General features: G+C 44.9%; 21 protein-coding genes and 1 pseudogene. 7 read left to right on the top strand and 15 right to left on the bottom strand.

Translation table 11 applies throughout. From position 1 onward, the window contains the following. Positions 1-405 precede the first annotated feature (405 nt). The 3 genes from AAEY97_RS14010 to AAEY97_RS14000 form a co-directional block, all read right to left on the bottom strand. Positions 406-2088 (bottom strand): ABC1 kinase family protein, encoded by a 1683-nt coding sequence (locus AAEY97_RS14010; RefSeq protein ID WP_350999472.1) that lies wholly within the window; start codon positions 2086-2088, stop codon positions 406-408. 10 nt (positions 2089-2098) lie between these two features. After that, positions 2099-2773, bottom strand: coding sequence for a DUF6781 family protein (locus tag AAEY97_RS14005; protein ID WP_192114798.1), 675 nt, complete (start codon positions 2771-2773; stop codon positions 2099-2101). Positions 2774-3319: 546 nt separating this feature from the next. Beyond that, positions 3320-4201 (bottom strand): LysR family transcriptional regulator, encoded by an 882-nt coding sequence (locus tag AAEY97_RS14000; RefSeq protein ID WP_192114797.1) that lies wholly within the window; start codon positions 4199-4201, stop codon positions 3320-3322. 156 nt (positions 4202-4357) lie between these two features. Here AAEY97_RS14000 and AAEY97_RS13995 point away from each other — a divergent pair, with 156 nt between their 5' ends. Both AAEY97_RS13995 and AAEY97_RS13990 read left to right on the top strand, forming a co-directional pair. Further along, the gene (locus tag AAEY97_RS13995) at positions 4358-4978 is read left to right on the top strand and encodes a glutathione S-transferase family protein (RefSeq protein ID WP_192114796.1); all 621 of its coding nucleotides are present in this window, start codon (positions 4358-4360) and stop codon (positions 4976-4978) included. Between the two features lie 131 nt (positions 4979-5109). Then, positions 5110-7263 (top strand): pyridoxamine 5'-phosphate oxidase family protein, encoded by a 2154-nt coding sequence (locus AAEY97_RS13990; RefSeq protein ID WP_192114795.1) that lies wholly within the window; start codon positions 5110-5112, stop codon positions 7261-7263. Between the two features lie 277 nt (positions 7264-7540). Here the strand turns inward: AAEY97_RS13990 and AAEY97_RS13985 are convergent, their stop codons facing one another. Continuing rightward, positions 7541-8077 carry a peroxiredoxin-like family protein gene (locus AAEY97_RS13985; protein ID WP_101088467.1) on the bottom strand — a complete coding sequence of 179 codons (537 nt, stop codon included), beginning with the start codon at positions 8075-8077 and terminating at the stop codon, positions 7541-7543. Positions 8078-8293: 216 nt separating this feature from the next. On the opposite strand from AAEY97_RS13985, the gene AAEY97_RS13980 reads away from it, so the two are divergent. Beyond that, positions 8294-8902 (top strand): TetR/AcrR family transcriptional regulator, encoded by a 609-nt coding sequence (locus tag AAEY97_RS13980; RefSeq protein ID WP_192114794.1) that lies wholly within the window; start codon positions 8294-8296, stop codon positions 8900-8902. Between the two features lie 510 nt (positions 8903-9412). On the opposite strand, the gene AAEY97_RS13975 is transcribed toward AAEY97_RS13980, so the two are convergent. Further along, on the bottom strand, positions 9413-10198 hold the full coding sequence (locus AAEY97_RS13975; RefSeq protein WP_101088494.1) for a PRC-barrel domain-containing protein: 786 nt from the start codon (positions 10196-10198) through the stop codon (positions 9413-9415). 173 nt (positions 10199-10371) lie between these two features. On the opposite strand from AAEY97_RS13975, the gene AAEY97_RS13970 reads away from it, so the two are divergent. Further along, positions 10372-10557: a hypothetical protein gene (locus tag AAEY97_RS13970; protein ID WP_162022975.1), complete on the top strand. Its 186-nt coding sequence runs from the start codon at positions 10372-10374 to the stop codon at positions 10555-10557. A 595-nt stretch (positions 10558-11152) separates the two neighbouring features. Continuing rightward, positions 11153-11851 carry a Crp/Fnr family transcriptional regulator gene (locus AAEY97_RS13965; protein ID WP_101088470.1) on the top strand — a complete coding sequence of 233 codons (699 nt, stop codon included), beginning with the start codon at positions 11153-11155 and terminating at the stop codon, positions 11849-11851. Positions 11852-12274: 423 nt separating this feature from the next. Here AAEY97_RS13965 and AAEY97_RS13960 read toward each other — a convergent pair. Then, positions 12275-13656, bottom strand: a pseudogene (locus AAEY97_RS13960) (NAD-dependent succinate-semialdehyde dehydrogenase). An 81-nt stretch (positions 13657-13737) separates the two neighbouring features. After that, positions 13738-14826, bottom strand: coding sequence for an alkene reductase (locus tag AAEY97_RS13955; protein ID WP_350999465.1), 1089 nt, complete (start codon positions 14824-14826; stop codon positions 13738-13740). A gap of 608 nt (positions 14827-15434) precedes the next feature. On the opposite strand from AAEY97_RS13955, the gene AAEY97_RS13950 reads away from it, so the two are divergent. Then, on the top strand, positions 15435-15746 hold the full coding sequence (locus AAEY97_RS13950) for a hypothetical protein (RefSeq protein ID WP_350999462.1): 312 nt from the start codon (positions 15435-15437) through the stop codon (positions 15744-15746). 229 nt (positions 15747-15975) lie between these two features. Here AAEY97_RS13950 and AAEY97_RS13945 read toward each other — a convergent pair whose 3' ends face one another. The 6 genes from AAEY97_RS13945 to AAEY97_RS13920 all read right to left on the bottom strand — a co-directional run bounded on the left by AAEY97_RS13945 (position 15976) and on the right by AAEY97_RS13920 (position 20390). Next, complete coding sequence (locus tag AAEY97_RS13945) at positions 15976-16251, bottom strand: sll1863 family stress response protein (RefSeq protein WP_350999459.1); 276 nt, start codon at positions 16249-16251, stop codon at positions 15976-15978. 198 nt (positions 16252-16449) lie between these two features. Beyond that, positions 16450-17943 (bottom strand): FMN-binding glutamate synthase family protein, encoded by a 1494-nt coding sequence (locus tag AAEY97_RS13940; RefSeq protein WP_259395454.1) that lies wholly within the window; start codon positions 17941-17943, stop codon positions 16450-16452. Between the two features lie 115 nt (positions 17944-18058). Continuing rightward, positions 18059-18208, bottom strand: a complete 150-nt coding sequence (locus AAEY97_RS13935) for a hypothetical protein (protein ID WP_259395455.1) — start codon at positions 18206-18208, stop codon at positions 18059-18061. Between the two features lie 375 nt (positions 18209-18583). Then, entirely contained in the window at positions 18584-19018 is a 435-nt protein-coding gene (locus tag AAEY97_RS13930; RefSeq protein ID WP_123777477.1) for an OsmC family peroxiredoxin, read from the bottom strand. 354 nt (positions 19019-19372) lie between these two features. Further along, positions 19373-20032 (bottom strand): DsbA family oxidoreductase, encoded by a 660-nt coding sequence (locus AAEY97_RS13925; RefSeq protein ID WP_101088479.1) that lies wholly within the window; start codon positions 20030-20032, stop codon positions 19373-19375. A gap of 112 nt (positions 20033-20144) precedes the next feature. Beyond that, positions 20145-20390 (bottom strand): hypothetical protein, encoded by a 246-nt coding sequence (locus AAEY97_RS13920; protein ID WP_350999454.1) that lies wholly within the window; start codon positions 20388-20390, stop codon positions 20145-20147. A gap of 17 nt (positions 20391-20407) precedes the next feature. Between AAEY97_RS13920 and AAEY97_RS13915 the strand changes: the two genes are divergently transcribed. Beyond that, positions 20408-20593, top strand: coding sequence for a hypothetical protein (locus AAEY97_RS13915; RefSeq protein WP_350999451.1), 186 nt, complete (start codon positions 20408-20410; stop codon positions 20591-20593). Between the two features lie 481 nt (positions 20594-21074). Here the strand turns inward: AAEY97_RS13915 and AAEY97_RS13910 are convergent, their stop codons facing one another. Both AAEY97_RS13910 and AAEY97_RS13905 read right to left on the bottom strand, forming a co-directional pair. Then, positions 21075-23633 (bottom strand): excinuclease ABC subunit UvrA, encoded by a 2559-nt coding sequence (locus AAEY97_RS13910; RefSeq protein WP_350999448.1) that lies wholly within the window; start codon positions 23631-23633, stop codon positions 21075-21077. A 446-nt stretch (positions 23634-24079) separates the two neighbouring features. Further along, complete coding sequence (locus AAEY97_RS13905; protein ID WP_350999567.1) at positions 24080-24268, bottom strand: hypothetical protein; 189 nt, start codon at positions 24266-24268, stop codon at positions 24080-24082. Between the last annotated feature and the right edge of the window lie 93 nt (positions 24269-24361).

The raw sequence follows: 24361 nt of genomic DNA, 5'->3' as shown, positions 1-24361 counted from the left end.
GCATGTCGATTTACCGCAAAAAAACCAACGATTAGTTAAGAAAAAGTCTCTTCACATTTGAATTAGATAAAGCGTTAGTGACTACATCAATTAAGTACAAATGTAGTTTATAGATTTTAAACGTCAGATTTTAAAAGTCAGATTTTACACGTTAAGCATTAGACAGCATTGAGTGTTTGCAACTTCTTGTCACCTTTTAGACTAAATGGTCTGATCATTCAGCTTGTTTTTGGAAGGAATGGTTATGTTTTACACTGAATCAATGGAGCCGTTACTCATATCGTTCAAAACAGCAAAGGTAATATGATTTACTCTTATCGAGGTCTATTTTTAATGCTTTGGCACTGCAAAGCTGCATAAAATTTAATGCAGCCTCATGTTTATTATTGATGTAGTGATAATTTGCTACTTCCAGCGCCCACTTGACCAAATAGAGAATAACAACCAAATCCCACCGACGGCAGCACTCAGAAATCCAAGTATGCCAAATAACGGCAAACCAAATAAAGTTGGTCCTCCATCAACTGTCATCACAATAGACGATCCAATAATCATGGCCGCTACCACATTACCAATGGCGACTCGACTCGCTGCCCGGTCAAGTTGATTGCCAAAGGCTTTTAGTCTTGTGACATCAATATGCAGCTGAAATCTACCGCTACGGGCTGAACGTAAAAGTTGTTGTAAGTCTTGCGGTAATCCACTTAACAATTCACCGGTATCGACAATGGCTTGCCAACCTCTTTTGGCCAATGCGTCTGGTGCGTATCGTTCTAACATTAACTGGTGTAATAATGGTTTTGCTTCAGACACCATATTAAAGTCAGGATCTAATTGCAGGGCAACACCTTCAAGCGCAATTAATGCTTTGATCAATATAATAATATCAGGAGGTAAGCTGAGGCCATATTCTCTAAGCAGTGATATCAGTTCAGTCAACATCATGCTCAAATGGAAACTTTTTAACGAAACGCCATGATACTTATCAACAAATTCTTCTACTTCAAAAGTAAGATTCTCACTATTGAGCGGAGGATCGCCAGCCCAAGTCAGTAATACATCAACAACACGAGAAGCATCCAATTCAACCATGCTATGTAAAAGTTGCACCACTTGATGGCGGCGTTCGAAAGACAATCGTCCCACCATGCCAAAGTCAATAAATGCGATTCGATTTTCAGGCAGATAAAAAATATTACCTTGATGGGGATCCGCATGATAAAAACCATCAATTAAAATCATTTTCAACGCAGCTTGACCACCATACTTAGCTAACAGCTTCCTATCTAATCCAGCCTGCTCCACTGCTGCTATATTCCGTCCAGAAATACCATCAATAAACTGTTGAACATTGACGCGTTCACTGCACCACGACCAATACACTTTTGGAATAACGATGTTAGGGTTAATTTTGAAATTTTTGGCCACCCTTTCAGCATTACGACACTCGGCCAATAAATCCAGTTCCCGCCGTAGAGAATGGGTAAATTGACGGACCACCTCACGAGGCCTAAAACGGCGTAGTGTCGGTGACTCTGACTCCATCACCTCTGCAATACGGGCAAGTAAACGTAGATCAGCTTCCATAACAGGTCTTATGCCTGGCCTGCGAACCTTAATAATGACTTCAGCACCATCGTGTAGGCGAGCCCGATGAACTTGGGCAATCGATGCGGCAGCAAAAGGGGTTGGATTAAATTCGGCAAAAGCCTGTTGCGGACTACAACCTAAGTCTTCCTGTAACTGTTTACAGATTAATTCAAATGATACCGGCGGCGCATGATTCTGCAATTTTTCAAATTCAGCAGTCCACTCTGGTGGAAATAGGTCTGAACGCGTAGCAAGGATCTGTCCTAGTTTGATAAAGGTTGGTCCCATTTCTGCCAGTGCATGGCAAAACCTAACCGGTGATTCTAACTGGGTTATTTCAGCTGCATGCTTCCAATGCAGAGCCTTACCGGCGACATTAAACACATTAGCAAGGCCAAGCCTGCGCAACACATCGCCGAAGCCATAACGAATTAAAACCGAAGCAAGCTCATTCAGTCGGCCAATATCTCGCGCGGTACCTAACGTTTGCCAAAGCATGCTTCACCCATTATTGACTCTTATTTGAGTTGGAATTAGATGTTGATTTCTCATCCAATTTTTGTGCAAAAGCATCAAGAAAACCTGCTGCCGCATAAGCGAGGTTACGGGTTACTTTAGCTGCAGAATCGACTCCAGCTGCCACCGTGTCGCTTAACCGCTCAGTTAATTGTTGGTTTAATAATGTAGAAACTTCAGTTACTTTCTGGCCGACGGCGGTGCCGCTTACTCGACCATGACGAGCCAAATCATTTAAAGTAACGGATACCGCCTCATTAGCCTCTTTTGCCACGTCTTTTAACGTCTCTAAATACATAGCTTCAAGTTCACTAAGGTCATTAATGGTGCGCTGTAAATCTTGTTTACTAAAGGTGTTAACATGCGAACTGGCTTCTTCAACAGCTAATTTGGATGCCTCTACGGCAGAACATAAGGCATCCTCAAGCCCAGCAACCGCCTTAGTGAGCTGGTGGGTTTGACCATCACTTGCACCTAAACCGGCACCTTTAATCACGCAGAGTGCAATCTGTGAGAGCTCATTGAGGTCTAATTTTCCTTCACTCAATGCTTTAAGAGTAATGCACCGAACGGTGTCCCGAATATCCTTATCTGCCTCAACCGCCTCTTTAATGTCTCCTTCGAGATTGTCACGATGTTTATTGGTATCACTTTTAGCTTTACTCATATTGATTCACCTATAAAACGTCAGGCTGCTAGGACAATCCAAACATTATCGGTCTATTAATGCTGCTATTTTACCTTTTTGCTAACCCACCTTGGCTAAGTAGAGCTGAAAGAATCTGATACATAACAGCAAATAAAAATAACACTTACCTAATAAATTTAAGTCAAATGTGTCGATGAAACCTTGATGCACCTCAAAGATGTCGTAAATAACGGACAATAATCACACAGCCCTGAAACCTCACTTTTTTAAATGTTTATATTTATGTTTATGTTAAAAATCTAAATCCACTAAATGTCCGAAGCGGTCGAGAAGACGAACTGGAGTATTTTAAACTCAGCAACAATTCAAACATTTACTATTGCGTTGAGTGGCCGTTAAGTAATTGGATTGTAAGATATTTTTAATAACGTCAATTATGATACTCAGTTGAATTAAACTGAGTTCTAAGTGTATCAATGACCTCATCGACATATCGAATAGCATCATCAATGCAGGTTTAATGGTCAATAGCCCTAAGCTGATACGATATTATTTTAGATAAAATTATCCTAACGCCGTTACTAAGTGATCTATCAATTTTCTAATCCGAGCTGTTAAATGACGTGCAGAAGGATATACAGCGTATAAGTTAAATACGCTAACCATCTTATCGTCAAACAACAATACCAACTCACCACTTTTAAGAAAGGGTTCAACGGTGTACAGCGGACAACGACCAATACCTAAACCTCCAACGGCCATATGCGCGACCGCCCGAGGCGAATTTGCCGTAAAAGACCCATTTACCCGATATTTTTGTTCTGTGCCAGCAACCGTAAAGGCCCAATGCTCCGGATCTGCTGACGATGATTGTAATAAACAATTATGTGTTGATAAATCGCTAGGATGTAATGGTTCACCATGTGTATTGATATATTCCGGTGATGCAAACACCACTAATCGCATAGTAAGCAACTTACGAGCAATAAGCGTAGAATTTTGCAGTGGACCAAAACGAATGGCGAGATCAAAACCTTCGTCAAGTATATCGACATGCTGATCGGACAGATGCAGATTGATAGTCACTTTAGGGTGTGCAATTTGAAAAGGTCGAATAGCTTCTACCAATTCCCTTGACCCAAATCCTGTTGGCGCAGTAATACGAATAGGCCCCGCAAGTTCGGATTGACGCTCTTGAACTAAACCTTCTAACTCATCAAATTGATCAATTATAAACACGCAGCGTTCAAAATACGCGAGTCCTGTATCACTCAAAGTGACACGTCTAGTTGTCCGATGAATAAGTTGCGCACCTAAACGGGCCTCTAACTGTCGCACATGCTTGCTGGCCAAATTAGTACTAATACCTAGCTGTTTTGCCCCCGCCGTAAACGATTTTTGCCCCGCGACCGCAACAAAAATACGCATACTATCAATTGTATCCATAGATGATCCTCACATGAGTAATGACCATTAATAACAGCCATTAATATTATATCCATAATAGAGATAATGTTTCAATAAAACAGGTCATTGTATTTATACCGTGTGAACTTTATTCTTTCTCACGCACAAATCATTCAACCCTTAAAGGAACACATCATGTCTAATGCCATTAAAATTCACAGTTTCCCACTTTCAGGTCATGCTCATCGCGTGCAGCTATTTGCGAGTGTCGCGGGGATTGCGCACAACATTATCCACGTAGATCTTCCTGCTGGGGAGCATAAAAAAGCACCGTTTCTTACCCTTAATCCTTTGGGTTTGGTCCCTGTTATTGAAGACGGTGATGCGGTTGTTCACGACTCAATTTCAATCCTCATTTATCTGGCTCGTAAATATGCGCCTTCGTTTATCCCTCAAGATCTGCAACATGAAGCAGAAATGCATCGTTTTCTTGCGATGTCAGCGGGCGAAATCTCTTATGGCGTAGGCGCAGCGAGGTTAATTAATGTTTTCAATTCACCATCAGATCCGGTGTTTGCTAAAGCCACAGCAGAAAAAGCGTTAACAAAATTAGAAGCACAACTTATCGACCAAGATTATTTGGTCGCAAATAAAATCAGCTTAGCTGACTTTGCTATATACAGTTACGTTGCTCATGCACCTGAAGGCGATGTGTCATTAGCACCTTACCCAAATGTACGTCGCTGGTTAACAAACATTGAAGGGTTGAGAGGATTTGTTGCTATGCCAGCAACCAAAGCTGGATTAGTAGAATAAGACGACTAGCTCTTGGCAGCTCGCACATCCACTGCGGATTTTTGGTACCGATGAATTTGTGAGCCAGTCGTAGGGCATGTTGATTTATTTAATATCCAGTGCCACCGAAATCCCGCTAAGAGATGCCTATTATGCAAAACCAAACTCGCGATAAGACCCATCAAAAATCAGCTTTATCGCCATTTCATCCTGGTGAACAGAACATTCAGGATCGTGTTGGTAAACGCGCTGTGATGGAGAGTTTTGGACAACGCGCAATACGTCCATACATTCCAGAACAACATCGTGAGTTTTATCAACAACTGCCCTTTATTGTTGCTGGCAGTGTTGACCAACAAGGTTGGCCTTGGGCATCGATACTTTCGGGATATCCAGGATTTATAACATCACCAGACTCAACAACATTAACGATTAACGCATCGGCAATAGCTGGAGACCCTATCGCACCACAACTAAAAAATGATGGTAGTCCTTTAGGTTTACTTGGTATTGAAATGCACTCTCGTCGTCGTAATCGTGTAAATGGCCGGGTTCATAAAATCAGTCCTACTCATTTTTCAATATCTGTCGATCAATCTTTTGGCAATTGTCCGCAATATATACAAAGCCGCAGTATTCAATTTAATAAACAATCTCACGTCACTAATCCGGCCTCTAACATAGAAGAATTTACGGTATTGAGTCATGATGTTAGTAAGATAATCCGTGATGCTGATACCTTTTTTGTGTCCAGTTATGTGCCAGCTAAAGAACACCCTGAACATGAAGGTGTCGACATTTCACACCGTGGAGGACGGCCTGGTTTTGTGAAAGTAGACGGCAATACACTGACTATTCCTGATTATTCAGGCAACAATTTTTTTAACACTCTCGGTAACTTTTTGGTTAACCCTAAAGCAGGCTTGATATTTATCGACTTTTCGACTGGTGACTTATTTATGTTAACCGGCACTGTCGAATTATTATGGGAAGACACTCCAGAAGTCAGCGCTTTTAAAGGTGCTGAACGAGCATGGCGTTTCACTCTCAGCCACGGAGTGACATTAAGGAATGCACTACCCTTTCGCGCATCGTTTACTGCGTATTCACCAAATACTTTAATGGCTGGTGATTGGGAACAAGCACATGCTTCACTGGCAGCTGAAGCCACAAGAGAATCGTGGTTATCTTATACAGTCAAACGTATTGAAAATGAGAGTAGTGTTATTCGTTCATTTTATGTAGAACCAAAAGACAACACCCCGTTAGTGTCTTCAAAAGCGGGGCAGTTTTTAACGGTGCGCCTTACCCCACCCAATGCAAACACAGCCGTGATAAGAACTTATACCGTATCATCAACACCAGACGACATGTATTACCGCATTTCAGTTAAACGAGAAGCTAATGGCACTATTTCGCAATGCTTACACGATAATGTGCGCGTCGGCGATGTTATTGAAGCTAAAGCTCCTTCGGGTAATTTTTATATTGATGCAGCAGAAAAGCGCCCGGCCGTATTAATCGGCGCAGGCGTAGGGATTACGCCGATGATTTCGATGACCTCGCATATCCTAAATGAAGCTGAGCGTACCCGTCATTTAAGACCATTGACCATATTACACGCCGCCAAAACGACCCAACAACGCGCTTTTACACAAAACTTCCGTGATGCTGAAATAAAATCTAATGGTAAAATTCGATACTATTCAATTATCACTCAACCTAATGAGCAGGAAAAAATAGGCATTGATTTTAATGCAATCGACCACATTACCGCCGATACACTTCGGCAAATATTAGCACTAGACGATTATGATTTTTACTTATGTGGTCCACCTGCGTTTATGCAAGCACTCTATGATGAAATACGCAGTTTAGGAGTACGTGATGCACGTATTTTTGCCGAAGCGTTTGGGCCTGCGGCACTTATTCGCCAAATCGATAATGAATCAATGTTACTTGAAGAAAAAATGTTACTTGAAGCAAAAAAGTCACTTGCAGCAGAAAACGAAGCCGATGAAGCCGTCATCAAATTTGTTAAGTCTGGTTTTGAACAAAGATGGAACGCAAATGATGCGACACTTTTAGAAACAGCAGAAAACCATGGGCTCACGCCTAACTTCAGTTGCCGTAACGGAACTTGCGGCACGTGCGCAGTAAGACTGCTAAAAGGATCAATCACTTATCGAACTAAGCCAGTGGTCACTCCAACCGAAGGTGAGGTATTGCTTTGTTGTGCGGTTCCTAAAAAACAATCATCACACAGCAATTTAAATGAAATAAGCATCGTCGAAATCGATTTATAAGCGTTGTAACACATAACGATACCGCCATTGATGAATGAACGTTATGAAAATAAAACCACAACGGCCTGCTTTCACCGCAGTATCCACTTGCCAAAAGATAGCACGCCATAATATACCGCTACAGCAACGGTATTATGGTGTGCTTCTGGTATTTGATTTCATTTGCTCACCTAAAGTCATGTACGAGGCAATAATATTACCTCTATTTAGGTGGCTAAAATACCATGTCACTACACAATTAGTTGCCGTACTTCTTCATGTAGAGGGCCATGATTTTTTATTTGTAGGTTCCTCTTATTGGGTAATTGTTTTGTGGATTACGGATAAAACCTAAACCCATAATCATTGACTTCAGCTCTGGGCGAGAGAAAGGAACATTCGATATATCAATAATTTGTGCCTGTTTTTTATCATTAATAATAAACAATCCGGGTTCGGCAAAAGGTCGGTCAGTTTCTTCCGGCGAGCGAGGATTTGAAATATACACCCCGATTTGTTGCATTTGTTCAATACTTAAGCCGTACGCCACATCAAATAAAGGCTTAACCAGCTCCATTTGAGCCATCGCTTTTTCTATGGGATCGGCGGATACAGCTACAACATCAACACCTAACTTCTTGAATTCAGGCAACAGCTCGTTCAACGTCGATAGATATTGAGTACAAATGGGACAGTGCTTACCCCGATAAACAACCACCATACGCCAATCGCAGCCCTCTGCCGGAACAGCCGTAAGATTAATTTCACCACCACCAAGCAGCGCTAGAGTGATGTCTGGAAAGGTTTGTCCTGCTACTAATTTAGATGAGTTCATGTTTATTCCAATGTTTTGTAGTGAATATTATAAAAACAAAATAATGCCAAGGTGTCAACATTTCATAGTGATCGTTACAAAATTATATTGCCAATATAGACAACTTCCTAGAGCATAATCATTACCTTACCGAGGTTAATGGGTTTTAATTAATTGAATTATGTATCATTTGATACTAAAATAAATCATTAAATCCACAGCGTTGAGGTATCCGATATGATTCAAAATAAGGCTGGTAGGCCACGCGCTTTTGATCGTAGCGAAGCGCTTTTGTCCGCCATGCATGTTTTCTGGAAACAAGGATATGATGCCGCCTCCATTAAAGATTTAACCCAAGCAATGGGTATTAACAGCCCTAGCCTTTACTCGGTTTTTGGTGACAAACGTAAACTCTATTTAGAAGCTATAAACTGCTACGCCACAATTGATGCATGCGCACCATTAGTAGCCTTTGAAACAGAACCCGATATTAACCAAGCTGTCCGCTCGTTCATGATTGCAGTGATTGATTACAGTACTGCAAATGGTAGCGGCGCAAAAGGCTGCTTTCTCAGTTCCAGCGTTGCCACAAGTGCTGGCGAGGTCGAGGGAGCACAAGAACTATTACAAAGAGCAGTATTAGATACCGATGCGCGATTATCGCGACGCTTTGAGCTAGAAAAAGCAAGAGGTGTTTTACCTGCCAATTTTCCATCATTAGCACGTGCAAAGCTTATGTTTGATATTCGACAGGGCTATGTATTTCGTGCCCGCGCGGGATTCGAATCAGAAAGTATGAAACAAGATGTCGAGTATAGAGTGCACATGATATTAGCAAGCTCTTGACTGTATCAAAACAAAATTGCCAGCCAATTTGAAGCAACAACCTAATCCAAAGCGCCTGCATAAATGTTTATCTTTCATTCATTAAAGTAAATCCAGCCACCATTTAAGCTTCATCGGAACGCTTAATTTAGTCGACACGTTTGAAGAGTATTTAAAGGTCTGTGTGTCTCAGGCCCGCGAGGTTCTTGTGTAATGGTCTAATGAATCTGATGGGAGTCTTTCATCAACACAAAAAAGCTTCATCATGTCTGATAAAGCTTTATCGTTAAATGTTGAAAACAGATAGCTTGTTTTTATAAAGGGTACCCCTTGGGTTCAAAGTCATCGTCTTAAATATTTAATATGTCTCCTAGTTTCAATTAATTGCAGTAATTTCAAGAAGAAAAAACTGCAATAACTAACTGATATTGACTATATTTTCATATTGAAATAGATAACTGACTCCAAGAACACTTTTTAAACAAACAACCTAAACACGACAGCCAAACACCTTATAGAGAGGTAATAATGTTATCCATCATTATGGCCATAATGAGTATGCAGATTTTGCTCATGTTCAAGATCGAAAGGCACTGATGGATCGTATGTGGGAGCATCTTTCACTTGCTGCTGCGTCATATCAACATAAATTTTAGAGGTAGGCCAACTCACCTCTTTAATCGATTTGGGCGCAATCAAAACCAGATGACCCAACCACCAATTACTGGTGTTAATAATCAAATAACGAATAGCCCAAGTGTCGATATCTATTAACATACCTTGCAAATGACCCAATTCACCGTCTATGGCATCAAGGTGATAACCCGCCACGGCATGACTGCTGCGTAGATGATGATCATTATCCCGTGATAGTGCTGCCTCAACATCTGCGGACATCTCTGGGTTATCTAAGTTATCTGGCTTTGGCGCGACACTATAATAACCAGGTGCCATCATGTTTGGACTGGGCTCACTTCCCCAAATACCAGTGTTACCCCAGTATTGTGAGTAACCATAATATTCCATATGATCGACCTCATGCTGCCTAGAGACTGGTTTCTCGCTATCGATGTCAGGGCTGTTTTTTACCTGCTCTCTTGAGATTGTGACAGCAAGCGTCTTTTGTTCCTGATTAAATTCTTTGATTGATATGGGTGAAAGCAATATTTTTTTGCTTGATAACCAAGAACCCGTTTCGACTACCAAATATCTAATCACCCAATGCTTGTCATCAAAATAAAAATCTTTGGTTAATCCAATATCGCCATCAGAGGCGTGAATAGATAAATTTTGTAAATCATTCAATGTATGTAACATGATGTATTTGCTCCAGATTAAAGATGGCAAACAATAAATCATTGCTTTCCTAATAGAGTGGATGTCTATCAGCTTGCACCAAATTTTCTATTCAATCTGTTCGGTGTCGCACCGATGGAGCATGAATAATAGTTTAATCTGGAGTTATCTATAAACTTTTAAGGTGAACGAGCATGACTGACATAGAAAAATTAGAGTTAGCGGCCCATCGCAGCGATATCATCGAAGATGTCAACAATTTGATTGAGAAATATCGCGCTATTTTTGGATGGGATGTACCCGATATCGATGAAAAAGTGGCAAACAGATTAATTTTGGATGAAGTTCGTCAGGCGCTTGATGATATTCAAAATGATTAAATTGTAAATATCAGTCAAAGCGCTTCAACATGTGAGTTTAGGTCGACGAAAAAATCAGATGTTAAATGCATCTTGCATCAGACTGCACATAAACTTAAAGCACATAAACTTAACTAACTCCGGCGGCAAAAGCCGAATGTATAGCCACTAGAGAAATGGATCTTGCAATCACTTTTCTGCTCAGCCCTTTTATGCCATCCATCTTCACAAAACAGCAGCCTTAGCAGCTGACTTGCGGCCTAAACGTAATCGCTGTAGGCCGTTGTTTAGTCTCTTTCCTATGAGCGAAACGCAGCTTTGCAAAGGTCTTTTTACTATCTCCCCCCCAACTAAATATCCTGTCGATGAGTATAAATACAACTCATAAATACAACTCAACATGCAATGCCTTTTGAACCAAAAATAATGGTTCCACTCGCCTGCTGTGATCGCAAATCACGCTAAACAAGGCATTTTAACCCTCTCGATTCAACAAACTCTGTTATATTGATAACAAGATTACTTAAGTATTATGTAATCTTGCATTAAATCAATGACATAAGAAAGATCATAGCAAGTAGTGAATGTCTCACTTTAATATATTGAAAGGTTATCAATGATTGACCCAAATGAGAACGCATTACTTAAAGCATTACCTGAAGCGACAAAACAGCGCTTATTTCCACAGTTAAAGATAATAAAACTGCCCTTAGGTAAAGTTATTTATGAAGCTGGTCAAAACCTTGAAAATGTCTATTTTCCCATTGATAGTATTGTCTCTTTACTGAATGTTCTCGAAGATGGCGCATCGGCAGAAATATCTGTTGTCGGCAATGAAGGTTTAGTGGGCATTGCCGTGTTTATGGGGGGAGAAAGCACCATAAATCGCGCCATAGTTCAAAGCGCAGGCCGAGCCTATAAATTGTCCGCATCGATATTGTTCGATGAATTTAACGACAATCAAAACCTTCGCGAACTGTTGTTACGTTACACTCAAGCACTGATGGCACAAATGGCGCAGACGGCAATATGTAACAGGCACCATTCTATCGACCAGCAACTTTGTCGTTGGCTGCTACTATCACTTGATAGACTGGCTAGCAACAATCTCACAATGACCCAAGAGTTGATCGCCAACATGTTAGGCGTCAGACGAGAAGGCGTAACTGAAGCCGCCGGTAAACTGCAAAAACTTGGGGTAATCAACTATAAGCGCGGTCAAATTACCGTGACCAACAGACAAAAACTCGAAACGCTGTGCTGCGAATGTTATGCCGTGGTAAAAACAGAAACCGATAGACTAGAAACCTATTAACTAATCATCTATTAACTAATCATCTATGCCAAGCTACCCCTCATTGGTGGCTTGACATGGTATATTTGGCCATCTTGTCGTTTATAACAAATCATCCCAAACATTAAAAACAATAACGTCATGCCCTTTCTATATCCTCCCAAGCAAGATTAATCGGCTTCACAGCTAGACGCTTAAAGTGCTATGAATTAATTTCATTCAAACTCAGCGCTGTGAAACCATAGCATTGTTAAACCACAGCATTGTCAAACCATAGCATTTTCAAACCACAGCCACCTAACCCATCGATTTAGTTAAACTCTCGATAACTATGTCGCTATCTTAGATAACTAAGCTCATTCGCCATCTTATGCCGTTGCCATATAGGGTATTGCTTGTGAAATATTAATATTTTCAGTTTGCTAGCCCCTAGCTGTGCAACCGTTACACCGGTGCTGCCATCGAAATGGTGCGAACCAGCTTCTTATTAACGAACTGCTGAATGCCCATTTCGCCGAGTTCGCGGCCATAACCGGAATCTTTGACCCCGCCGAACGGAAGCGCGGCATCGGTCCAATCAATATTGTTGATGAACATCATACCGGTATCAATCTGACTGGCGACGCGTTTGCCACGAGCGGCATCTTCGGTAAACACAGATCCACCAAGTCCGAAGTCAGAATCGTTGGCAAGCGCTATGGCCGCGGCTTCGTCCTTGACACGAAAAATCAACGCAACTGGGCCGAGAACTCAGTGCGATAAGCAGGGTTGCCTGGCGCAATGTTGGTCAGTATCGTGGTCTGCATGAAAGAGCCCGGGCAGTCGATACGCTTGCCGCCCATTAACACCTTAGCACCATGGGCTACAGCATCATCGACCTGCTTCAAAATATTAACCAGAGCGGCTTCTTGCGACATCGGTCCCTTGGTCGTTGTTTCGTCCATCGGATCGCCAGGTTGCTGAAGTTCAAGCGCGGTTTGAAACTTTTCGATGAATTTGTCAGCAATCGAATCGAGCACAATAAAGCGTTTAGCAGCACAGCAGGTTTGTCCCTGGTTGTACATACGGCCCCAAACAGCCCAGGGAATAGTGTTGTCGAGATCAGCGTCATCAAGCACGATAAAGGCATCACTGCCACCGAGCTCCATCGACGAGGGTTTGAGGTTTTGCCCTGCTCGGGCGGCAACGCTTCTGCCAGCGGCAAAACCACCTGTCAGTGCCACGCCCTTGACGCGCGGGTCGTCGATAATCTGGTTAGACTGTTGGTGCGAAACCAGCAGATTTGTGTACAACCCCTCAGGTGCGCCCGCATCAATCAACAACTGCTCAAAGGCAATAGCACATTGGGGTACATTGCTGGCATGTTTCACCACCAAAACATTGCCCGCCATCAGTTGCGGGCCTGCGACACGAGCAAGTTGATAAAAGGGAAAGTTCCACGGCTCGACGCAGAAAATCACGCCTATCGGGCTGCTTTCCATATGGGCTTCGCCATGTTCCGGGTCAAGTTGCTCTGGAGCTAAAAACGCTTCTGCGTGGTCTGCATAATAGCTGAGGATTTTACCACTGAAATTGACTTCGCCACGGGCTTCATCAATTCGCTTGCCCATCTCCAGTGTTGCCAGCTTGGCATAGTCATCAGTATGCGCATGCAGAAGTTCCGCAGCCTTGGCCATAATAGCGGCGCGTTGCTTATAGCTGGTGTTTTTCCATGTCTGGTAACAGGCATGCGCAGTGGCAAGTTTGATGTCAAGCTGTGCATCACTGATTTCATCAAAGGTCTTCAATATTGTTCCGTTATTGGGATTAATGCTTTTGTAAGTCATAGTGAAATCCTGTTTCAATTTGGTCTTATGGACGCCGCAAGCTTCTACTAAATTGTGCTACCTCGGCGATAACTTTTGGCGTTAACGCTCTGGAGAAGTCGCGAGAGTTGGATAGTCGGTATAACCCTTGGCGCCAGGTACGTAAAAAGTCGCTTCGTCTGGCGTGTTGAGCGTTGCATCTTGGCGCATCCGAGCGACGAGATCAGGGTTAGCCAAAAACGGACGGCCAAAGGCTACCAGGTCGCCATGTTTATCGCGTAACGCCTGTTCAGCGCTTTGATGATCAAACCCTCCAGACAGAATGAACAGACCATCGAAACCAGCGCGCAGCTTAAGCTTAAAGTCGGCGGGTACCGCCGGTGCCCCCATGGATGAATGATCAACCAAGTGGATGTAGAGAAGCCCCTGTGAGGAAAGTGCCTTAGTCAATGCCAGGTACTGCGTCTCTATGTCGGGGAATGCGCCGGTGCCATTGAACACACCGTAAGGAGAGAGCCGGATACCAACCCGATCGCTGCCGATGGCTGCCACTGTCGCACGCACAATCTCCAGCGCGAGTCGGTTGCGGCCTTCAATGCTGCCGCCGTAACCGTCAGTGCGCAGGTTGATAAGCGGATTCAAAAACTGCTCGATTAAGTAGCCGTTGGCGCCGTGTATTTCGACACCGTCGAAACCTGCCTCCAGCGCGAGCTTCGCTGACGTCACATACTCATTTATCACATGAGCGATGTCGGCCTCGGTCATTTTGCGGGGCCTACTGTGGGGCTGCATCCCTAGGGTGTCGGTATACATCTCGCCGGGACATGCCGCGGCATCTGGCCCGAGTATTTCGGCACCTGTTGGCAAGTTGTCGACATGCGCGACTCGACCGCAGTGCATCAACTGTAAGAAGATTTTACCGCCTTTGGCGTGTACCGCTGATGTGCTTGCCTTCCATGCATTCATCTGCGTGCTATCGAAAAGACCGGGGATGCGTGGGTAGCCCAGTCCGTTGGGGCTGGGCGAAGTGCCCTCGGTAATAATCAGTCCAGCCGTCGCACGTTGGCCGTAGTACGTTGCCATCAGCGCGTTAGGCGTGTGCTCAGGCGTAGCCCGACTGCGTGTTAACGGCGCCATTACCATGCGATTGGATAGCTGCAGCGAGCGGTTAGAAAATGTTTCGAAAAGCATAAGCTAGATATCCTGTTATGTATGATGAGGATGAATCCTGCCGAACCCGAGGAAAAGATCATTGCGGCAAGTCCTGAGAACTACAGCTTGCGCGCTGGCATTTAGCTGGTCTGTTCGTTAGAACACATACCCACAAATGATGCCTGCAGATCTAATAGGGTCATTGGCTGGCAGAAAGTTCGCTAGCGAACAGATGAAATGTCGTCAATCGCATATTGTATGTGTGATGCTTACTCGTCAAACATGAGAGCCAAGATGATTTATGAAGGAGTTTCACTGAATGCTGCGACTTCTGTATTTGGATCTGGCTTGGCCTGCTTGTTCGCACCCCTACTACTGAGCGGAGGAATACTATGCTAACCAGACCAATGATACCGACAACACTTTGGGGCTCAACATCCCGACGCGTTACTGAACTGACCCTACTTGCGATACTAACCCTATGTGGGCCGTCTGCTACTGCAGGCGATGGACCATGGCCGTCATTTACAGCGACGGCGCTTAGCGGCGAAAAAGTTGACAGTAACAAACTGATAGGTCAACCGACACTGCTCATACTTACGCCGTCTCGCAATGCCGCAATATCCACTCGGGAGTGGGTTAACACATTGCGCTCAGAGATAGATCATAGTAAATATCGGGTTCGCGACGTATTGGCTGTCAATTTACCCTTCTTTATGTCGGAAGAAGATGTCATTGGCCGAGCCAAAGAACAAGTGCCGCAGCGCTATCACGATCAAACCTGGATTCTCAACTCACAGATCATGGAAAGCGCGTTGGGTGTGCCCTCTGATAGCGAAGAGGCGGTCATTGTTGTTTTGGATAAGAACGGTAATCTTATATCGCAGGTTCATGGTAAAGTCACGGCGGCGCGGATGACTGAGATCACCAATGCCTTGCAGAGCCTGACTAGTGACTAACCGCCTCCGTCACTAACACTGACCACTGACCACTGACAATGATCCTTTGTAATATTACCCACCAATAGTATATTGGCAGAGTTGGCAAGTCGCATTCTCGAGCGTTTACGCTCGGGTTGCATATACAAAAAGTAAACATATTCGACTGTAGAGTGAACGATTAAGTGGTGAATTGGATATGGTAACTGCACAACGATAACCACAAGATCCTACCGAGATGACCAGCTGTTTATTTGAATTTAGAGGTGGCCGACTTCAGCGAATTCCACGCACTATCCATACCGGCCTTAAGCTCCTCCCATGCATCGTCACTGGATGCCTTAAGTTCGGTAAGTTTGCTGTTGGCCGATTTTTGCATCGTTCGCAGTTCCTCGATTTGTTTGTAGTACTCAATTTGTACATCGGCCTCCGCGTTATCAGCTTTTGCCTTGAGCTTATCGATCTCTGCGCTCCACTGGTCTAATTGTGCCTGTAGTTTTTTTTGGTAAGCTTCTTTCTTGTTCATGGTTAAACTCCTTTATGTTGTGGCCTGTCAGGGCCCAATGTTGATGTGATGAGACTTTGAGCATCGCTCACATTCTGAGAGATGATGTTGCAGTGAAAACGTGGCACTCTCATAAGCATCATGGCAGGCGTAGACACGGCTTCTGTTATAGCTATGCGTATAGCGATACGGCGTTTAAATAGCGTGAATTCATAAAAATCAGCGGACTTTTACCACCTCATCATAGGAAAACCATTGCTTATCAAGCTTTCTATAAATTAAACTTCGATTCATTTCTTCAAGTGAATCACAGCCCGAAGCGGCCAATAGTTGCAAAAAATCTTCCAACATGTGTTGGTGATAATTACGGACTCTTTGCCATTTTTCTGAAACCACCAAGCCTCTCACAAATTTGGGGTTATTTGTGGCGACGCCCGTAGGGCATTCATTGGTATTGCATTTCAGGGACTGAACACAACCCAAAGCCAACATCATACCCCGAGCGGAATTACAGATATCAGCCCCGATACAAAGGGCTTTAAAAAGATCAAAAGCGGTAAATATCTTAGTCGCTGTAATCACTTTTATGTCTTTTTTAAGCTTGTAGGTATTGAGCGTATTCACGGCGAAAATGAGTGCATCTTCCCAAGGCATACCGACATAGTTTGAGAAATCGATGGGAGCGGCGCCTGTTCCCCCTTCTGCGCCATCCACTGTGATGAAATCGGGTTTAATACCTGTTTCCAGCATTTTTTCACATATTTCAATAAACTCTTGCTTACTGCCTATGGCAAGTTTGAAGCCAACAGGTTTTCCGTTGGATAGTACTCTCAATTGATCAACAAACTGCAATAACCCTTCTGCATTGCTAAAAGCTGAATGGCCGGGAGGTGAAAGCACATCAGTATGGGGTTCAACGCCTCTTATTCCAGCAATTTCTTGATTATTTTTGGCTGCGGGAAGTACCCCTCCGTGCCCGGGTTTTGCACCTTGTGAAAGTTTGATTTCAATCATTTTTACTTGCTCAAAATTTGCCTTTTCTTTAAATTTTTCCGCATCAAAACAGCCATCATCTGTGCGGCAACCAAAATAACCTGTACCAATTTCCCACACTAAATCGCCACCTTGTAAATGGTATTCTGATATACCTCCCTCGCCTGTATCGTGAAAGAAGTCACCTGCTTTAGCGCCCAAATTTAAGGCTTGAATTGCATTTTTGCTCAACGCACCAAAACTCATGGCTGAGATATTAAATAGGCTAGCACTGTAAGGTTGTTGGCAATCTTTGCCGCCAATGATAACCCGTGGCGGTGTGTCCATTTTGCTGGCAGGATAAATGCTGTGCTGCATCCATTTGTAATTATCATCATATACATCTAGCTGAGTGCCAAAGGGGCGTGTTTGATTTTGCTCTTTGGCTCGCTCGTAGATGTAATTGCGATGATTCTTGTTAATGGGTTTACCATCGGTATCAGACTCTACGAAATATTGATGAAGCTCTGGACCTATCATTTCTAATAGATAACGAATATGACCAATGACAGGATAGTTTCTCAGTATCGTGTGTTTTGTTTGAAATAAATCATACAACCCAAGCAGCACGAGCAACGCTACAAGAACAATAGAACCTGCTAAAGGCCAGATAATAATGCAGATGAATACGGCAAAAATAAGCAGGACGATTGTGGTGAACCTAATAGCTTGCTTCATCATGTTTTATAATAATTCCCGTAGGTATTTTAGATCGGTACTGGTTGTATCGACTCTTTCTGCAAATTTTCCATTCAACATTAATTTTGCCATGGATGCTGCCATGCCTTTCACTTGATCAATGTTTACGAACGGAGGCATTGGGAACGGTAAAAATATTGATTAGCACAGGCCCCTTATGCTGAATCCGTTTGACTTTGATATGACCAATGTTGCCATCTGTAGCACTGATGACATAGTCCTCTATATTGTTAACGGTGCGTAACATAGGTATCGTCTCCTTCGAATGTTAAATGTACCAACATGAGAGCGATACAGAACTATTAAAAGGTAAAAGCGGCAACGCTGTCTGTACGCTATCAAACGTTGGTGTCATTTTCATGCGATTGACGAACCGCTCTGTGTCTATGTATCCGAGTTAGTTGCCAAATCAGGACTATTGATGAATGTGTTAACGCACGGACACCAGACCGAACGTTATTCACCGTAGAAGAACCGTCGGCAATCTTGCCGACGGTTAGAAAAATGCTGGAACAGGATATGAATACAGTCATTAAACCTTCGTTTTAGCGTTCGGTCTGACTTTGGCGTTGCTGCTGTGTAGTTGCATGGCGCGGGCTGACAGCGTGTCTCAGGAGATGACCTACTTCAGTGTCGCTTGCAGGGTAATATCCTCAACACCGGCAAGAGCCTTCGATACCGGGCAGTCACACTTTGCCGCAGCCGCAATCTCCTGAAATTTCGCCTCGTCGATGCCCGCAACCTCTGCGCTCATCGTCAACGCGATGCGGTCTATAACAAAACCTTCGCCTTGTTTAGCGAGACGAACGCTGGCCTTAGTGTCGATATTGGCGGTGGCAAACCCTGCCTTATCACAGGCGAATGAAAACGCCATCGTAAAACACGCGGCATGGGCTGCGGCTAGTATCTCTTCAGGGTTAGTGCCACTTCGGTCATCCTCGAAGCGACTACCGAAGCCGTAAGGATATTGCTTCAGTGCACCGGTCTCGGTACTTATTTTACCTTGGCCTTTCTTACCTTGACCTTGCCACTGGATAGTTGCTATTTTTTCAATCATGGTCTGTCTCCTAAATATCACATTTCTCAAGAAGGGTTTCATTTTTGACAGTAATGGTAATTATTCCCTTGTTATTAAAACATTTATAGCTTATCTGATTACCATAAGCCGGTTGTCACAAACAGATGTAATCTGGTCAGTTTCGGCGCTAAGGATTGGGTAAACTGAGACGACTTATACTTTCAATGTATGTCAGTCTGGACTTGACCATAGGTATTCGTCTGTGCGATATCCAACAGATGTGGCGGCTGCGAAGGCGCTAATCTGATTACGTAAAATAGCGCTGGGGCGTTGCAGAACCTCATGTTCCAATCGAAGACATGCTTCTCAACTTCACCTCTGTACACTTTCGTTTTAGCACCAACTAGCCTCATCTGTTGGATGCTTCAAAAGCTCTTCAATATTGGCAAGAATTACGCCGAAACCTATGTTGCCATACAATGTTTGACGCCCACCATCAAGGACATATGAAGGACTACCGTTAATGCCTTGACTCTTTGATTTTTGATAATCACCCATTAAAGATGCCATAGCAGAGCCATCACCAATGCTGGTATTAATGGTGTTTAGGTCTAGTCCATTGGCGTTAACTAAATCACAGAGGACTTCAAGGTTGCCAATATCCAAGCCATCAACAAAAAATGCGGTTCGAAATGTTAGCGCCATATCGATACTTTTCTTTTTATCATAAGTAATCTCTACCGCTTTAAGCATCAAATGCGCATTGGCTGAAGTGGTGGGTCTAACTTGCGTCCATACTTTTGGGTTTATATAGGCATATTCAAAGGCAGATGCTGACTGTTGTATGTGCTCGGCAAAGCCAATAAACCCGCCTTTTGATTGCCATTGAGTGTTTATTTTTGTCGGTACATCACCAAAAACGTCAACGTAGTAACATTTAAGTTCGATTTTGTGTCCCAATTTTTTATTAAGTTCATCAACACGTTTCTGAGCAATCCAAGCCCAGACACAAAGAATGTCAGTGTAATAATCTATGATTAAGGTTTTATCCATTTGGCATGTCACTCCTTCATCTGAGGATCTTTAATCGCACGGTACGATAACGTCAGAACTTCAAATCATGTCATCAGCCAATCTGACTGTCTGTGCGACTGCGTACATACACTTATTTACAGGCATTTCTACGCCATTGTATGTACACAAGCGTGTAGATAAACGGCACAACTTTGTCATCTATTGAGCAATACTCAATAGATGACATAGTGCTGAAAAAGGAAGTGTTTTTGTCGCGACTGTCGATAAACTTGTTAGCAAGTTCAACCAAACAAATACTACTATGTTTGTCCTTATAGGCATCAATACTCGAAGTATCAACCGGCGTAAAACCAATGAGGCGGTAAACTGCAAACAAAGTGAGCGATGCCCTCGATGAGTGCGATGAGTGCGATGAGTGCGATGAGTGCGATGAGTGCGATGAGTGCGATGAGTGCGATGAGTGCGATGAGCAACGAAGTTAAGGGCGGAGAGCATAAAAAAGCCATTCAATGGCTTAATAAATCAGCGATTTCCCTAGCGGTAAAACGCCGTTTTATTGGTGTTTTCATCGCGATATAGGCTGCCGTAATCATAATTAATAGGTTGTGCCATGTTATCGTGATGTTATTACACCCAACCGTTCATGTAGATACATACAAGCTATGGTAAATTTACACTCACCTTGCAATTGCTAGTATCTTGTTGTTTTAATTGGGTAAACCTATCGCGACCTATGACAGAGAAAAACTAAAATTGAAACCAAGGCATCATCTATGCGAAAGCAAATCGCACTCAGATAGCGCGTGAACAGGCCAATTTAAACACGTTTCCTGCGGATCTACAGTCGGTGTCTATTTTTATGTACGGATCGCCTGGGGCCGGCAAAAAAAAGCTTCAAAAACGTTTATTGACATGTTTGATGATACGGGAACTATTAGGCTGGCCCCAAATCAGCTAAGAGTCTTTTTTCAAGAGTACACTGGTCAAAATTCATGCCTATTTCAGAAAGCTGTCAGCTTTATTATTGCGCGACCCCTAGTTTGCCACGACAGGCAGTCGCTCAGGTGGTAGGGATGCACTGGGCCAAGTAGGGCGCCGTTCGGCTCGCCGGGTGGGCGGCCACAGCATGGGGCGTGCCAGCGACCACTATGCAGCCTCCCTTGTCACCGCCTTCAGGGCCGATGTCAATAACCCAGTCGGCGGCGGCAACCACGTCCATGTCGTGTTCGACCACGATCACGGTATTGCCGGCATCGACGAGCCGGTTGAGCTGGGCGAGCAGCAATAGTACGTCGGCAGGGTGCAGCCCTGTTGTGGGCTCGTCGAGAATGTACAACGTATGGCCGCGGCGTGCCCGCTGTAGCTCGGTCGCGAGCTTGATGCGTTGCGCCTCTCCTCCGGAAAGCTCGGTGGCGGGTTGGCCGAGTCGTAGGTAGCCGAGCCCCACCTCACTAAGGGTTTTAAGGCTGCGCAATGCCGAGGGTACATCGGCGAGAAACACCATTGCCGCATCCACTGTAAGCCCAAGCACCTCGGCTATATTCTTGTTACAGTATGTCACCTCGAGGGTCTCAGGGTTGTACCGCGTGCCACCGCAGTCGGGACAGGGCGAGTAACTGCCAGGTAAAAAAAGCAGACCGACCGCCACAAATCCCTCGCCAAGGCAGGTCTCGCAGCGGCCACCCGGCACGTTGAACGAGAACCGGCTAGCGCCGAACTTTCGGCTCCGAGCCTCGGGGGTCGCGGCGAATGTGGTGCGCACGGCATCGAACAGGCCTGTATATGTGGCGAGGTTGGACCGCGGTGTGCGACCGATTGGTTTCTGGTCAACGCGCACCAGTCGATCGATCAGATCCGCGCCGTTGATCGCTTCAACCGTGGTGATGTCGACGGGTTTAGGCTCGGGTTGTTCATCCTTATCCCCGGCCACCGAGGCTGTGGATGCGTTCCCGTCACTGGGATCCAGATCAGGATGAAGGTGCAGGCCAACAGTCTCGGCAAGCACCTGGCTCACTAGAGTGGACTTGCCTGAGCCCGAGACACCCGTGACCGCGGTCAGTATGCCGAGCGGAAACTCAGCGTCGAGTCCGCGTAGGTTATGGCGGGTGATACCCGTCAGGCCAAGCCAACCGAGCGGTTGTCGCAGCTCGCGTGCAGCCGGGACTGGACGCTCGCTTGCAAAGAGAAATTTTCGCGTGATCGAGGCAGGTACATCTTTGAGTCCAGCCGTCGGGCCGCTGTAGAGGACCACTCCGCCCTGCTCTCCCGCATGCGGGCCGACGTCGATGACCCAGTCGGCGCGGCGTACCACGTCCATATTGTGTTCCACGATAAAAACTGAGTTACCACTAGATTTGAGCTCGTCGAGTACGGCTAGGAGCGGCTCGGCATCGGCCGGGTGAAGCCCAGCGGAAGGCTCGTCGAGTACGTAGATTACGCCAAAAAGCCCAGAGCGCAGCTGGGTGGCTATGCGCAGCCGCTGCATTTCACCAGGAGAGAGCGTGGGTGTTGCGCGGCCTAGACTTAGGTATCCGAGGCCGAGATCGAGCAGCACGTCGAGGCGGCGAGTGAGATCCTTGGTGATAGTCGCACCCGGGGTATTGGCGGCCGCCGGACGGTCAAGCACGTGGCGGAGCTCGGTGAGCGACAAGCTGTTGAGCTCGGCTATGGTGCGGCCGTTAAAGGTAACGGCGAGTGCTTCGCTGCGCAGTCCGCTGCCCGCGCATATTAAGCATGGTCCAGATTCAACATATTTCAGTACACGGTTACGCACCGAAGCGCTTTTTGAATCGGCGAGCGTGTGCATCACATAACTCTGCGCGCTCCAGAACTTCCCCTTGTAAGGCCGGGGCCGTTCTCGCTCCGGCATGATGTCGACCACGGGTTGTTCCTCGGTGAACAAGATCCAATCGCGATCGGCGCGGGACAGCTGTTCCCAAGGTATGTCCACATCATGGCCGAGCGCAGTGAGGATGTCGCGCAAGTTCTTACCCTGCCACGCCCCAGGCCAAGCCGTGACGGCGCCTTCGCGAATGCTCAGTGAAGGGTCGAGCACCAGCGATGCCTCGGTGACTGTGTGCGCGGTTCCGAGTCCCTGGCATTTAGGGCAAGCGCCCATGGCGGTGTTGGGTGAAAAGGAGTCCGACTCGAGGCGCAAAGCCCCATCAGGGTAAATACCTGTACGGGAATAAAGCATCCGTAGAGAGTTCGAGAGGGTGGTGACTGTGCCTACACTTGAGCGTGAGTTGGGTGTACCTCGGCGCTGCTGGAGTGCGACGGCTGGCGGCAATCCAGTAATTTCGTCCACCTGAGGCGTATGGCCTTGCTGGATCAGACGCCGGGCATACGGCGCGACGGACTCGAAGAAACGTCGCTGGGCCTCAGCGAAAATTGTGCCAAAAGCGAGCGAGGATTTGCCAGAGCCGGACACCCCTGTGAAAGCAACTATCGAGTCCCGGGGTAGATCCACGTCAACGTTCTGCAGGTTATTTTCTCGGGCGCCGCGCACGCGCACAAACCCCGCGGGTATGGAGTGCGAAACTGATGTTGGTGTTGGGGTGTGGCTACTGAAAGTGTCAACTGGCAAATCAAGGCTGCCACTATTCTTTTCTTTATTCATGCTAAAAGACCCCTTAGGTTAATTCTTGTCTAGATGTGCAGGATATGATGGGACGTGCAGAATATGATTGCTTCTACTGGCATTAATGCGCAATTCTCAGCCTATGATGCCATTTATTTCATGGCACAATAATAACAATAATCAAGCCATAAATGGCCTAGTTTACTCAGTCAGGATGAACAGAGTTCATGGTATGTTCTTAACCAAGAGCTTAAGATCACTATCTCCATCAAAATATTCCAATTAAAATATGCCACCCATTTTTAAGGTAACACATAACGCCTTTCGTTTTTGAGTTGCCAACACCTGCTATGATTTTCTTAACGTACAGATTCAACCGAGTGATTTGAAAAATGTTTACTCAATAGCCACAAAATGACTCATTAGTTAAAACCAAGGCAACAGAAAAGCTTGATATCAATCAAGTAGAAAATAGTTTGTGGGATTCAGAAGTGATTGTTTACGCACACAACCCGCGCTGGTAATTTTACAGCGCCTTGTCGTCGTTTTCGGTCTAAATGCTCGCAGTATTCGGATAAGGCAGGTAATACTCCAACTGCACCTTTAAATAATGCACCAAATTCAGTGGTGATTTTAAGCCAATTCTCTGCAGTTGGAATGGGTGGCCATGTCAACAGGGATGCCACCCATTTTTATAATGCGGAACCCATAAAATAGGCTCCGTTCTTAAAAAATAGTAATTCTACAACCGCAACGATACTGTGGAA

It is taken from the genome of Shewanella sp. TB7-MNA-CIBAN-0143 (assembly GCF_040310065.1).
Taxonomy (GTDB): Bacteria; Pseudomonadota; Gammaproteobacteria; order Enterobacterales; family Shewanellaceae; genus Shewanella.
The sequence above is the reverse complement of the archived record's forward strand: the minus strand, read 5'-3'. Positions and strand labels throughout refer to the sequence as shown.

Excerpts from the sequence above, each read along its gene's own strand:
- AAEY97_RS14010 (WP_350999472.1), bottom strand. The coding sequence starts at position 2,088 with ATGCTTTGGCAAACGTTAGGTACCGCGCGAGATATTGGCCGACTGAAT.
- AAEY97_RS14005 (WP_192114798.1), bottom strand. The coding sequence starts at position 2,773 with ATGAGTAAAGCTAAAAGTGATACCAATAAACATCGTGACAATCTCGAA.
- AAEY97_RS14000 (WP_192114797.1), bottom strand. The coding sequence starts at position 4,201 with ATGGATACAATTGATAGTATGCGTATTTTTGTTGCGGTCGCGGGGCAA.
- AAEY97_RS13995 (WP_192114796.1), top strand. The coding sequence starts at position 4,358 with ATGTCTAATGCCATTAAAATTCACAGTTTCCCACTTTCAGGTCATGCT.
- AAEY97_RS13990 (WP_192114795.1), top strand. The coding sequence starts at position 5,110 with ATGCAAAACCAAACTCGCGATAAGACCCATCAAAAATCAGCTTTATCG.
- AAEY97_RS13985 (WP_101088467.1), bottom strand. The coding sequence starts at position 8,077 with ATGAACTCATCTAAATTAGTAGCAGGACAAACCTTTCCAGACATCACT.
- AAEY97_RS13980 (WP_192114794.1), top strand. The coding sequence starts at position 8,294 with ATGATTCAAAATAAGGCTGGTAGGCCACGCGCTTTTGATCGTAGCGAA.
- AAEY97_RS13975 (WP_101088494.1), bottom strand. The coding sequence starts at position 10,198 with ATGTTACATACATTGAATGATTTACAAAATTTATCTATTCACGCCTCT.
- AAEY97_RS13970 (WP_162022975.1), top strand. The coding sequence starts at position 10,372 with ATGACTGACATAGAAAAATTAGAGTTAGCGGCCCATCGCAGCGATATC.
- AAEY97_RS13965 (WP_101088470.1), top strand. The coding sequence starts at position 11,153 with ATGATTGACCCAAATGAGAACGCATTACTTAAAGCATTACCTGAAGCG.
- AAEY97_RS13955 (WP_350999465.1), bottom strand. The coding sequence starts at position 14,826 with ATGCTTTTCGAAACATTTTCTAACCGCTCGCTGCAGCTATCCAATCGC.
- AAEY97_RS13945 (WP_350999459.1), bottom strand. The coding sequence starts at position 16,251 with ATGAACAAGAAAGAAGCTTACCAAAAAAAACTACAGGCACAATTAGAC.
- AAEY97_RS13940 (WP_259395454.1), bottom strand. The coding sequence starts at position 17,943 with ATGATGAAGCAAGCTATTAGGTTCACCACAATCGTCCTGCTTATTTTT.
- AAEY97_RS13935 (WP_259395455.1), bottom strand. The coding sequence starts at position 18,208 with ATGTTACGCACCGTTAACAATATAGAGGACTATGTCATCAGTGCTACA.
- AAEY97_RS13930 (WP_123777477.1), bottom strand. The coding sequence starts at position 19,018 with ATGATTGAAAAAATAGCAACTATCCAGTGGCAAGGTCAAGGTAAGAAA.
- AAEY97_RS13925 (WP_101088479.1), bottom strand. The coding sequence starts at position 20,032 with ATGGATAAAACCTTAATCATAGATTATTACACTGACATTCTTTGTGTC.
- AAEY97_RS13915 (WP_350999451.1), top strand. The coding sequence starts at position 20,408 with ATGAGTGCGATGAGTGCGATGAGTGCGATGAGTGCGATGAGTGCGATG.
- AAEY97_RS13910 (WP_350999448.1), bottom strand. The coding sequence starts at position 23,633 with ATGAATAAAGAAAAGAATAGTGGCAGCCTTGATTTGCCAGTTGACACT.